This is a genomic window from Azoarcus taiwanensis, from assembly GCF_012910885.1.
Lineage (GTDB): Bacteria > Pseudomonadota > Gammaproteobacteria > Burkholderiales > Rhodocyclaceae > Azoarcus_F > Azoarcus_F taiwanensis.
On record NZ_WTVM01000117.1, the window covers coordinates 1 to 12,614 of the forward strand.

The 12,614-nt window shown below is 62.3% G+C and carries 9 protein-coding genes; 8 read left to right on the forward strand and 1 reads right to left on the reverse strand.

Annotation, left to right across the window (positions count from 1 at the left end; all coding sequences use genetic code 11):
• The 4 genes from GPA21_RS15660 to zapE form a co-directional block, all read left to right on the forward strand.
• Positions 1–2,764 (forward strand): 2-oxoglutarate dehydrogenase E1 component (locus tag GPA21_RS15660; RefSeq protein ID WP_168989066.1); only part of this gene is annotated, 2,764 nt, incomplete at its 5' end.
• A 39-nt stretch (positions 2,765–2,803) separates the two neighbouring features.
• Complete coding sequence (gene odhB / locus GPA21_RS15665; protein ID WP_168989067.1) at positions 2,804–4,000, forward strand: 2-oxoglutarate dehydrogenase complex dihydrolipoyllysine-residue succinyltransferase; 1,197 nt, start codon at positions 2,804–2,806, stop codon at positions 3,998–4,000.
• 102 nt (positions 4,001–4,102) lie between these two features.
• Positions 4,103–5,527 (forward strand): dihydrolipoyl dehydrogenase, encoded by a 1,425-nt coding sequence (lpdA, locus tag GPA21_RS15670; protein ID WP_168989068.1) that lies wholly within the window; start codon positions 4,103–4,105, stop codon positions 5,525–5,527.
• 156 nt (positions 5,528–5,683) lie between these two features.
• Positions 5,684–6,796, forward strand: coding sequence for a cell division protein ZapE (gene zapE, locus GPA21_RS15675; protein ID WP_168989069.1), 1,113 nt, complete (start codon positions 5,684–5,686; stop codon positions 6,794–6,796).
• 45 nt (positions 6,797–6,841) lie between these two features.
• Here the strand turns inward: zapE and GPA21_RS15680 are convergent, their stop codons facing one another.
• On the reverse strand, positions 6,842–8,470 hold the full coding sequence (locus GPA21_RS15680; RefSeq protein ID WP_168989070.1) for a methyl-accepting chemotaxis protein: 1,629 nt from the start codon (positions 8,468–8,470) through the stop codon (positions 6,842–6,844).
• A gap of 158 nt (positions 8,471–8,628) precedes the next feature.
• Between GPA21_RS15680 and yoaA the strand changes: the two genes are divergently transcribed.
• The 4 genes from yoaA to moaD all read left to right on the forward strand — a co-directional run bounded on the left by yoaA (position 8,629) and on the right by moaD (position 12,591).
• Entirely contained in the window at positions 8,629–10,569 is a 1,941-nt protein-coding gene (yoaA, locus tag GPA21_RS15685; RefSeq protein ID WP_168989071.1) for a DNA repair helicase YoaA, read from the forward strand.
• 63 nt (positions 10,570–10,632) lie between these two features.
• Positions 10,633–11,130: a molybdopterin-guanine dinucleotide biosynthesis protein B gene (gene mobB / locus GPA21_RS15690; protein ID WP_168989072.1), complete on the forward strand. Its 498-nt coding sequence runs from the start codon at positions 10,633–10,635 to the stop codon at positions 11,128–11,130.
• The gene (locus GPA21_RS15695) at positions 11,127–12,332 is read left to right on the forward strand and encodes a molybdopterin molybdotransferase MoeA (protein WP_168989073.1); all 1,206 of its coding nucleotides are present in this window, start codon (positions 11,127–11,129) and stop codon (positions 12,330–12,332) included. The genes mobB and GPA21_RS15695 overlap by 4 nt, the downstream gene beginning before the upstream one ends.
• 4 nt (positions 12,333–12,336) lie before the next feature.
• The gene (gene moaD / locus GPA21_RS15700; protein WP_168989074.1) at positions 12,337–12,591 is read left to right on the forward strand and encodes a molybdopterin converting factor subunit 1; all 255 of its coding nucleotides are present in this window, start codon (positions 12,337–12,339) and stop codon (positions 12,589–12,591) included.
• The last annotated feature ends 23 nt before the right edge of the window (positions 12,592–12,614 follow it).

Sequence of the window (12,614 nt, forward strand, 5' to 3'; positions counted from 1 at the left end):
GTACGAGAATTACCTCGCCGACCCCAACTCGGTCGACGAGAAATGGCGCGAATACTTCGACAGACTGCAGGCACAGGCCGGCGCCGCGGTTCGTGACGTCGCGCACAGCCCCGTCATCGAAGCCTTCGCGCAGATGGCCAGGCAGGGGCGGGCGCGCAGCGTCGTCCAGGGCGAACCCGACAAGGGACAGGTCAGCACGCTGCAACTGATCAACGCCTACCGCTTCCTCGGCAACCGCTGGGCGAATCTCGACCCGCTCAAGCGTACTGAGCGCCCGGAGATTGCCGAACTCGAACCGTCCTACTACGGTTTCACCGAAGCCGATCTCAACAAGAGCTTCAACGTCGGCTCTTTCCATGGCTTCTCGTCCGATCACGCCACGCTGCGCGAGATCCTCGAGGCATTGCGCCAGACGTATTGCGGCTCGATCGGCTCCGAGTACATGTACATGGCCGACATCCAGCAAAAACGCTGGATCCAGAGCCGTCTCGAGAGCATTCGCGGTACGCCGCGATTCTCGGTGGAGATGAAGAAACGTGTCCTCGAGCGCGTGACAGCTGCGGAATCGCTCGAACGTTACCTGCACACCAAGTACGTCGGCCAGAAGCGCTTCTCGCTCGAGGGCGGCGAGTCGATGATCGTCGCGATGGACGAGATCATCCGCGTGGGCGGCAGTCTGGGTGCCCAGGAAATCGTCATCGGCATGGCTCACCGTGGCCGTCTGAACGTGCTGGTCAATACCCTCGGCAAGTCGCCGAGCATGCTGTTCTCGGAATTCGAGGGCAAGTCGGCTCAGGATCTGTCCTCGGGTGACGTGAAGTATCACATGGGCTTTTCCAGCGACGTGATGAGCCCGGGCGGCCCGGTGCACCTCACCCTGGCCTTCAACCCCTCGCACCTCGAGATCATCAACCCGGTGGTTGCGGGCTCGGTGTACGCGCGTCAGTTGCGTCGTGAAGACGCCGAGAAAAAGCAGGTGCTGGGTGTGCTCATCCACGGCGATGCGGCGGTGGCCGGTCAGGGCGTGAACCAGGAGATGCTTAACTTCTCGCAGACCCGTGGCTATGGCACCGGCGGCACGATTCATATCGTGGTGAACAACCAGATCGGTTTCACCACCTCCGATCCGCGCGACTATCGTTCGTCGCTCTACTGCACCGACATTTTCAAGATGGTCGAGGCGCCGATCTTCCACGTCAATGGCGACGATCCGGAAGCGGTCGCGCTGGTGACCGCACTCGCCGTCGAGTTCCGTAACGAGTTCAAGAAAGACGTGGTTGTCGACATCATCTGCTATCGCAAGCTCGGCCACAACGAGCAGGACGAGCCGATGGTGACCCAGCCGCTGATGTACCGCAAGGTCTCTCAGCACCCGGGTACCCGCAAGATCTACGCTGACCGTCTGGTCGCCGAAGGGACCCTGCAGGCCGACGAACCGGACGACCTGATTCGCGAATACCGCGAGCACCTTGATCGCGGCGAGCTGCTCTATAACCCGGTGCTTTCCGGTCACAGCAGCAAGTACGCGGTCGACTGGACACCCTTCCTCAAGCAGCCGTACACAGACGAAGCCGACACCGCGATTCCGGTTCAGGAAATCCGCCGCTTGTCGGAGCGGCTGACCGCGATTCCGGCCGATTTCACCCTGCATTCTCGGGTCAAGAAGATCATTGCCGACCGCGAGGCGATGGGCAAGGGCGAACTCCCGTTCGACTGGGGCATGGGTGAGAACCTTGCCTACGCCAGCCTGGTTGCGCAGGGCTTCGGTGTGCGTATCTCCGGCGAGGACGTCGGGCGTGGCACGTTCTTCCACCGTCACGCGGTCTTGCATGACCAGAAGCGCGAACGCTGGGACCACGGGGTGCATGTGCCGCTCAAGCATATCCAGGACGGGCAGGGCGGCTTTCACATCTATGACTCGGTGTTGTCCGAAGAAGCGGTCATGGCGTTCGAGTACGGCTACGCGACTGCCGAGCCGAATCAGCTCGTGGTGTGGGAAGCGCAGTTCGGCGACTTCGTGAACGGTGCCCAGGTGGTGCTGGACCAGTTCATCAGCTCGGGTGAGGCCAAGTGGGGCCGTCAGTGCGGGCTCACGCTGATGCTCCCGCACGGGTTCGAAGGCCAGGGGCCGGAGCACTCCTCCGCGCGACTCGAGCGCATCATCAACAACGCTGCGGAACACAACTGGCAGGTCTGCGTTCCGACCAACCCGTCGCAGATCTTCCACCTGCTGCGTCGTCAGATGATTCGCAAGCTGCGCAAGCCGTTGGTGATCATCACGCCGAAGTCGCTGTTGCGCCACAAGGAGGCAATCAGCTCGCTGGAAGATCTGTCCAAGGGCCGCTTCCTCACCGTGATCGGCGAGACCGAGAAGCTCGACCCCAAGAAGGTCAAGCGTGTGGTCCTGTGTCAGGGCAAGATCTACTACGAGTTGCTGGCCCATCGTCGCGAGCAGGGCATCAAGGACACGGCCCTGATCCGTATCGAGCAGCTTTATCCCTTCCCGTCCGAGGCGTTTGCGGAGGCGATCGACGCCTTCCCGAACGCCAAGGAAGTGGTGTGGTGTCAGGAAGAACCCCGTAACCAGGGGGCCTGGTACTGGCTTGCGTCACGTCAGCATCTGATGAACGTGCTGGGGCCGAAGCGCAAGCTCCTGCTCGTCAGCCGTCCTGCTGCAGCTGCACCTGCGGTCGGTTACTACGCAAAGCACAACCAGCAGCAGAAGGAAGTCATCGAAAACGCATTCGGTCCGATCAAGGATTGAGAACACAACACAACAGCAAGACAGAGGGGAGAGAACTCCATGCTGATCGAAGTGAAAGTACCGCAGCTGTCCGAATCAGTGTCTGAAGCCACCCTGGGCACCTGGCACAAGAAGGAAGGCGAGGCCGTCTCGCGCGACGAGAACCTGATCGACATCGAGACCGACAAGGTCGTGCTCGAGACTCCGGCGCCTGCCGACGGTGTGCTGGTCAAGATCATCAAGAGTGACGGCGATACCGTCACCTCCGGTGAATTGATCGCCCAGATCGACACCGAGGCGAAGGCGGCTTCCGGCGATTCGAAGCCGGTCGCGGAGCCGGTGCCGGCGATCACGCCGCCGCCGGCCGCACCGGCTCCTGCCGCTGCTGCGGGTGCTGCCAGTCCGGCCGCACGCAAGATCCTTGAAGAGAAGGGCATGTCTGCCAGCGATGTCTCAGGCAGCGGCCGCGGTGGCCGGGTCACCAAGGAAGATGCAGTTGCCGCACAACCGGCCGCCAGGGCGGCTGCCGCGGCTCCGGCGGTTCAACTCTCCGGCGACCGCCCGGAAGAGCGCGTGCCGATGACGCGTCTGCGTGCGCGCATCGCCGAGCGCCTGCTGCAGTCCAAGAACGAGAACGCCATCCTGACCACGTTCAACGAGGTCAACATGGCTCCGATCATGGCCATGCGCAAGCAGTACGGTGACAAGTTCGAGAAGGCTCACGGTGTGCGCCTTGGCTTCATGGGTTTCTTCGTCAAGGCCGCGGTTGCCGCGCTGAAGAAATTCCCGATCCTGAACGCCTCGGTGGACGGGAACGACATCGTCTATCACGGCTACATCGACATCGGCATCGCCGTTGGTTCGCCGCGCGGCCTCGTCGTACCGATCATCCGTGATGCCGACCAGATGTCGATCGCCGATATCGAGAAGAAGATCGCGGAATTCGGTGCCAAGGCCAAGGACGGCAAGCTGTCCATGGAAGAGCTCACCGGCGGCACCTTCTCGATCTCCAATGGTGGCGTGTTCGGCTCGATGCTGTCGACTCCGATCATCAATCCGCCGCAGTCGGCCATCCTCGGCATCCATGCCACCAAGGACCGTCCGGTGGTAGAGAACGGCCAGATCGTGATCCGTCCGATCAACTACCTCGCGATGTCCTACGATCACCGAATCATCGATGGTCGCGAAGCGGTGCTCGGTCTGGTGACCATGAAGGAAGCGCTCGAAGATCCGGCGCGCCTGATCCTCGACGTCTGATCGAATGCCGATACCGACCTCCACCCGCGCCCGGATGGCGTGCGGGGGAGGTCGGCACCCGGCGCCAAGATCAGTTCGCATCCTTCAGACACGGAGATCCACATGTCCAAAGAATTTGACGTCCTCGTCATCGGCGGCGGCCCCGGCGGTTATGTCGCCGCCATCCGCGCCGCACAGCTTGGTTTCAAGACCGCCTGCTGCGAATCCAACCCCTACGCCGACCCCAAGGGGGAGCCGCGACTCGGTGGCACCTGCCTGAACGTAGGCTGCATTCCGTCCAAGGCCTTGCTGCACACCTCGCACATGTTCGAGGAGGCCGGTCATGCCTTCCCCGATCAGGGCATCACGGTCGGCACGCCCAAGATTGACGTGGCCAAGATGCTCGCGCGCAAGAACGGCATCGTCGACCAGCTTACCGGCGGGATCAAGGGGCTGTTCAAGAAGAACAAGGTCACCCTGCTGAACGGTCACGGCAGTTTCGTCGCTCAGGCCGCCAACGGCTGGGAGGTCAAGGTCGGTGACGAGACCGTGGTGGCCAAGCAGGTGATCATCGCCACCGGTTCGAAGGCCCGGCATCTGCCCAACATCCCGGTCGACAACAAGATCGTCTGTGACAACATTGGCGCGCTCGACATCAACGCAGTGCCGAAGAAGCTCGCGGTTATCGGCGCCGGTGTAATCGGTCTCGAGATGGGTTCGGTCTGGCGTCGTCTCGGCGCGGAAGTGACCGTACTCGAAGCGATGCCGGAGTTCCTTGCCCTGGCGGACAAGGATGTTGCCAAGGAAACGCTGAAGATCTTCACCAAACAGGGCCTGAATATCAACCTCGGCGTGAGCATTGGCGACGTGAAGGTCACCAAGAAAGGCGTCTCGATCGTCTACACCGACAAGAGCGGTGCCGAGCAGAAACTGGACGCCGATCGCCTTATCGTGTCGGTGGGCCGCGTTCCCAACACCGATGGACTCAATGCCGAAGCGGTCGGTCTCAAACTCAACGAGCGCGGCATGATCGACGTGGACGGCCACTGCCGTACAAATCTGCCGGGCGTCTGGGCCGTGGGTGACGTCGTACGGGGTCCGATGCTCGCGCACAAGGCAATGGAAGAAGGCGTGATGGTCGCCGAGGTAATGGCCGGGCAGGCCGGACACTGCGATTTCAACACCGTGCCCTGGGTCATTTACACCAGTCCCGAGATCGCCTGGGTCGGCAAGACCGAGCAGCAACTCAAGGACGAAGGTGTCGATTACCGCGCCGGCAAGATTCCGTTCGCTTTCAACGGTCGCGCGATGGGCATGGCGGCGCCCGAGGGTTTCGTGAAGATGCTCGCAGACGCCAAGACCGATCGCATCCTCGGTGTTCACATTGTCGGCGCCAACGCCTCCGAGATGATTGCCGAGGCGGTGGTCGCGATGGAGTTCGCCGGTAGCAGCGAGGATCTGGCTCGCATCTGTCACGCCCACCCGACCATGTCCGAGGTTGTGCACGAGGCAGGCCTGGCGGTGCTCAAGCGGCCGCTGCACGCCTGATCCGACGGCGTCAGTCGGTTTAACCCGGCGCGCTTGGCCGTAGCGCGCGCCGGGTCTGCGAGGGGTGAAGCGGAATGTTCTGCGCTTCACCCCTCGCCTGTTTTGGTCTGGCATGCGTTTCGGGACGGATGCCATTTTTATGGTTCGAGCCATTCCATGCCTCATCAAGTCCTGAATGTGCCGGAACTCGGCATGATCGAAGCCTACGAGGCGCAGCTCAAGTCTCGCGGATTCAAGTCCGACCCCGCGCAAAGGGCCGCTGCGCAGCGCCTTCAGGTGCTATACACCGAACTCGTCGGTTTCAAGGTCGCGCGGCGCGGCACCCTGCGCAAGCTCTTCTCGCGACCCAAGATGCCGCGGAGCGTGTATTTCTGGGGCGGCGTAGGGCGGGGCAAGAGTTTCCTCATGGATTGCTTCTTCGACGCCGTGCCCTATCAGCGCAAGCGTCGTGTGCACTTCCACGCCTTCATGCACGAGGTGCATAACGAACTGAAGTTGCTGAAAAACGAGGTCGATCCACTGCAGAAGGTCGCCGACCGGATCGCCCGGCAGACGCGACTGCTATGCTTCGACGAGTTCCATGTTTCGGACATCGCGGACGCGATGATCCTCGGTCGCCTGCTCGACGCCTTGTTCACGCGGGGCGTCATCTTCGTGATGACCTCCAACTATCCGCCCGACGGGCTTTATCCGAACGGCCTGCAGCGCATCAACTTCATCCCGACCATCGAGATGATGAAGCGCCGTTTCGATGTGATAGAGATCGATCATGGCACCGACTATCGTCTTCGCACGCTGGAGAAGATGGAAATCTACCTTGTGCCTGCCGACGATGAGGCCGCCCGCAAGATGCGTGAGGATTTCCGGCGCCTCGCCGCCAGCGAACTCGAGGCCGGCACGGTTGAAGTGCTCGAACGCACTTTGCCGGTGGTGGGGCATGCGCCTGGGGTGATCTGGTTTACCTTCGAAACCCTGTGCGGTGGTCCGCGCTCGCAGAACGACTATCTTGAGATCGCCCGCGAGCACCACACGGTGCTTTTGTCCGGCGTGCCGAAGATGGGTGTGGCCAACGCGTCGGAGGCGCGGCGCTTCACCTGGCTGGTCGACGTACTTTACGACCACCGCGTCAAACTCATCATAAGTGCCGAGGTCGAGGCGCATGAGCTCTACACCGAGGGGCACAACGCCCACGAGTTCGTGCGCACGGTGAGCAGGCTCATAGAGATGCGCAGCCGCGATTACCTCGCGGAGGCGCATCGTGTCGATTGAGGTGCGAAACTGCCGCGTGCTGGCGGCGGTGTTGAGAACGACAGGTTAAAGCCGGAATCGCGCCACGGTCGCAGTGAGATCCTTTGCCAGTCCGGCCAGCGACTGTGCGCGTTCTAGCGAATCGCGGGTTGCGGCGTGGTTTGCGTCGCTACTGCGTGCGATCTGTTCAACGTTTTGTGCAATCTCGGTACTGGCTTCGCGTTGTTCGCGCAAGGCGTGGTTGATCGACGCGACGACTTCGCGCACACGCCGTGCGCTGTCTTCCAGACCTGCGATTGCCTGCCGCGCGCGCTCGGCGTGGGATGTTCCGACCTCGATCAGTTGTCGGCCTTCTTCCATGCCGCTGACAGCGTGTTTGGCGTTGGACTGGACGCGCTCGATCATGTCAGTGATTTCTTGAGTGGATTGAGCTGTGCGCTCGGCGAGTTTGCGAACTTCGTCAGCGACGACAGCGAAACCCCGACCCTGTTCACCCGCACGCGCGGCTTCGATCGCGGCGTTGAGAGCAAGCAGATTGGTCTGCTCGGCAACGTCGCGGATGACCTGGACGATACGCGTGATGCCGTCTGCACTCTGTCCCAGATCGTTCATGACTTCTGCCGAACGACGCATCCGGTCGGCGATGCGGTTCATCGTGTCGCTGGTCTCATGAATGACTGTGATGCTCGCCTCGACCTCGTCGTGGGTGCCGCCCGTGAGCCGGTCCGCTTCGTCGGCATGGGCGGCAACTTCACCCAGGCTCGTGGTAAGTTCCTCAACAGCTGCAGCGATGCTGCTGCTGGCGTCGGTCTGCTTGAGCGAGGCATCCGCGATACGCTGCTGATTGTCGCGCATGCCGTCGATGGCTGCACCGACTTCCTGAGCATGGCGACGAATGTCACCGATGGTGGTCGACAGCCCCTTCTGCATGCTTTCCATGGCGGCGAGCAAGCTGTCCCCGTCTCCCTTGCGGGTTCGGACCGCCTGATCCAGTTGGCCGGTGGCGATCCGACGTGCGACGTCGGAAGCGTAGGCCGGTTCGCCCCCCAACTGGGCAAGCAGATGGCGTAGTACGAAGACCGAGATGACGATGCAGACGAGGAGTGCGAGTGCTGCAAGCGCTGTGACAAGCAGGTTGGCTCGCCTGAGGTCGGAGGTGACGCTGTTGCGTACGTCGCCTGAAGCCCGCTCGAGATGCGCGATCTCGTCAAGCAGCAAGCCGCGCATTTCGCGCCATGCCGGAGTCTCGGTTTCGACGAGCATGCTCCGCGCACCCTGCAGATTGCCAGCGCGAACCGCTTCGATGACGCCGGCCTGATGTGGTGCCCAACGCGCTCGCACCGTGGTCAGCTGCGCGTAGGTTGTCTGGCCCTGGGAAAGCAGGCTCGCTCCAGGTCGAACCCGGTCGAGGATTTCGTCGAACCCGCGCTGCGCGTTTTCGAAGTTTGTGTACGCCTGTGGGTTCTCGGGATCAAGCAGGATGTTGCGAAGTGCCTGACCCATCTGCAAGCCTTGTGCGTAGGCGCGGGTGATATCGCGTTCGACGGTAAGCTCGGCGTCGATGAATCGCAGTAGCTTTCCCTGTCCGACCTGCAGTTGCCAGAGCGCGCCTGCGATGGCGAGCAGGAAGAGGCCACAGGTTGCGATGACCAGGACCGAGAGTTGAGTTCTGACGGAGCTTGTACGTCTGGACATGATGGTTTCCATGTGACCGCGGGAGGATGCGCTAAACAGCACATCAAGGGTAACGGCGGGAAGCTGGCAGGCCTTGAATCTTTTTGCAGGGCGGGAGCGGCAACCGACGTTCCATGTCGGTGTTAACATTGCGCGTTGCCAAAGATCAAGGGTTGTCGATGACCAGTGTTGACCAGGCGTTCTCCGCCGATGGTCCGTTGGCGAAAGCCAGTGATGGCTTTCGCCCAAGGCCGCAGCAGACCGAAATGGCGCAGGCGATCGCCCGCGCACTGGCGGAGAATCGGGTGCTCGTCGTCGAGGCTGGTACGGGCACCGGCAAGACCTTTGCCTATCTCGTGCCGGCCCTGCTCAGCGGTGGCAAGGTGATCGTTTCGACCGGTACCAAGACGCTTCAGGATCAGCTTTTCAACCGTGACCTGCCAATCGTGCGGTCGGCGCTCAAAGTCCCGGTGTCGATCGCGCTCTTGAAGGGCCGAGCGAATTACGTCTGTCACTATCACCTCGAGCGCAATGCGACCGAGGGCCGTTTCACGACGCCACAGGATGCCGCCGATCTGCGCGCCATCGTGCGTTTCGCGCAGACCACGCAGACCGGCGACAAGGCCGAATGCACCGAGGTGCGCGAGGACTCGGGCGCCTGGCTGGCGGCGACGTCGACGCGGGACAACTGCCTCGGGCAGGAGTGTCCCAATGCAAAGGATTGCTTCGTGATGACAGCACGGCGCAATGCGCTGGACGCCGACATCGTGGTCGTTAATCATCACCTGTTCTTTGCTGATGTCGTTCTGCGTGACGAGGGCCTGGGGGAGTTGCTGCCCTCGTGCAATGCCGTGATCTTCGATGAGGCCCACCAATTGCCGGAGGTGGCCACCCTGTTCTTCGGCGAGACGGTATCGACCGCGCAGTGTCTTGAACTTGCGCGCGATACCCGGGCCGAGACACTCGCGGCGGCGCGGGATTGTCGCGAACTTATCGACGCTTCGCGTTCACTCGAGAAGGTGGCGCGCGATCTCCGTCTGGTGTTCGGCGGTGAATCCGAGCGTCTGTCGCATGCCCAGGCACTTGAAAGAGAGGGCTTCGAGGCCGCGGTCGAGGCGCTCGATGAAGGCTTGGAGCAGTTCGCGGCGGTGCTCGACACCCAGGCCGAACGCTCGGAGGGGCTGGGCAACTGTCTGCGCAGGTGCGCCGAGATGCGGGAGCGTATGGCGCGCTGGCTGGACAGTGCCGATGGCGAAGAGCGTGTGCGCTGGGTGGAGGTTTTTCTCCAGTCGGCCGCGCTCAATACGACGCCGCTCCATGTCTCTCAATTGTTCCGGCGTCAGGTACAGGCGCAACCGAAGGCGTGGGTGTTTACTTCGGCCACGCTGGCGGTGGGAAGCGATTTTCGCCACTACTGCAACGAGATGGGGCTGACCGGTCTGGAGCCCGAACCGGAGTCCCATGTGTGGGGCAGCCCGTTCGATTACGGCGAGCAAGCGGTGCTGTACGCTCCAACCGGGATGCCCAATCCCAACAGCCCGGACTATCCGGCCGAGGTGGCGCGCGTGGCGCTGCCGTTGATCGTCGCGTCTCGGGGGCGGGCGTTCGTGTTGTGCACGTCTTTGCGGGCGATGCGCCAGATCCACGCCCTGCTCGTCGAGGGCCTGGCCGAGCGGGAGGCAGCGTTGCCAGTGCTGCTGCAGGGCGAAGGTTCGCGCAGTGAATTGCTCGACCGCTTCCGGCGTCTGGGCAATGCGGTGCTGGTCGCGAGTCAGAGCTTCTGGGAGGGTGTGGACGTGCCCGGCGACGCCCTGTCGCTGGTCATCATCGACAAGCTGCCTTTTGCGCCACCGGACGATCCGGTGCTGGCGGCCCGGGTCGAGTATCTGCAGAAGACCGGCCGCAATCCATTCATGCACTATCAGTTGCCACGCACCGTGATCAACATGAAGCAGGGGGCGGGGCGACTGATTCGCAGCGAAGGTGACCATGGCCTGCTTTGCATCTGCGATCCACGGATGATAGACCGACCCTACGGCAAGATTGTCTGGCGCAGTCTGCCGCCGATGCGTCGTACCAGGGTCGAGGACGAGGCGGTGGCCTGGCTGGCGTCGATCTGAGTGCCATGCCTGAGCGTCGATTGATGCTGTAGACTGCAGAATTCAGGTTCTTGAACACAAACCATGATTGTCTTCGGAATTGCCGGTTGGTCGAATTCGGGAAAGACGACGCTCATCGAGAAGGTCATTCCCTGTCTGACCGCGCGCGGTCTGAGGGTGGCGGTGATCAAGCATGCCCACCATGGCTTTGATCTCGATCGTCCGGGCAAGGACTCTTTCCGTCATCGTGAGGCGGGAGCGACCCAGGTCCTGATGCTCTCGTCCCAGCGCTGGGTGTTGATGAACGAACTGCGCGATGAAGCGGAACCCCCGCTCGAAACACAGCTCGAAATGCTCGCCGGTAACGATGTGGTGCTTATCGAGGGCTTTAAGGCAGCGGCCGTTCCAAAGGTCGAGGTCTATCGTGAGGTCAATGGCAAACCGCCGTTGTGGTCCGAGAATCCTCACGTGGTCGCGGTCGCGACCAACGACATCACCGAATGCCCGTTGCCCTTGTTGCCTATCGACGACGCCGAGGCGGTCGCGGCTTTCATACTCGATTACGCCGGGAATCATCAATGAATCAGGACATGCTTTCCTTTGAAGACGCGCTCGCGGCGCTGCTCGCCAAGGCCGAGCCGGTACGCGAAACCGAGATGTGCGACACCATGGTCGCTGCCGGTCGTGTGCTGGGCGCCGACCAGCGTTCTCCGATTTCGGTGCCGGCGCTCGACACGTCCTCGATGGATGGCTATGCGTTGCGCGCGGCCGACGTGCCCGAGGCCGGCATGCGTTTGCCTGTGTCGCAGCGCATACCGGCCGGAAGCGTAGGCCATGAACTCGCTCCTGGCTCTGCCGCAAGAATCTTCACCGGCGCTCCCCTGCCACCGGGTGCTGACGCGGTGGTGATGCAGGAACTGTGTGAAACAGCCGATGAACACGTGATCGTGAATCATGTGCCTCACGTGGGCGAGGCCGTGCGTGCGGCTGGCAGCGAGATTGCCGCGGGCAAGGTGTTGCTCTACCAGGGGGGCCGCCTGACGCCGCAGGCGCTTGGCCTCGCCGCCTCGGTGGGGCTCGCCCAGCTGCCGGTCTTCCGTCGGCTGCGGGTCGCGCTGTTTTCCACCGGCAGTGAGTTGGTGATGCCCGGCGAGCCGCTGCCGCCCGGGGGCGTCTACAATTCAAACCGTTTCCAGTTGAGGGCCTTGCTCGAGCAACTCGGTTGCGATGTCACCGATCTTGGCATCGTTCCCGACCGCCTCGAAGACACCCGCAAGGCATTGCGCAACGCCGCGCAGGGGCATGACTTGATCGTGACCAGCGGCGGCGTGTCGGTCGGAGAAGAAGACCATGTCAAGCCGGCCGTCGAGGCGGAGGGGAAGCTCGAGATCTGGAAGATCGCGATGAAACCGGGCAAGCCGCTGGCCTATGGCCGCGTCGGCGGCGCCGCCTTCATTGGTTTGCCAGGCAATCCGGTATCGAGTTTCGTGACCTGCCTCATGATGGTGCGTCCGTTCGTGCACGCCACCCAGGGTTTGACCGACGTGATGCCCAAGGGGCAGGTGCTTGAAGCGGCGTTCGACTGGCCGAGACCGGACCGACGACGAGAGTTTCTGCGTGGTCGACGCAACGGCGATGGCAAGGTCGAACTGTTCGACCATCAGGGACCGGCTGCCTTGTCGTCAATCGTGTGGGCCGATGGACTTGTCGAAGTGCCACCCTCCACGCCGATCAGTCGTGGAGAGCGTGTGCGTTTCATTCCTTATAGCGAACTGATGGGTTGATGCCATGACCGTACGTATTCTCTATTTCGCTGCATTGCGAGACGCCGTCGGTCTTTCCGACGAATCCATGGCCCTGCCGTCGGGGGTTGGCACGATCGGCGAGTTGCAGTGTTTTCTTGCCGATCGGGGGGGCGATTGGGCGGTGCTTTCGCCCGGGCGCAATGTTCGTGCAGCGCGCAACCAGCGTATGGTCCAGTCGGGGGAAACCGTCGCCCCTGGCGACGAGGTGGCGTTTTTCCCGCCGGTCACGGGAGGTTGAGCGATGTCGGTTAGCGTACAGAC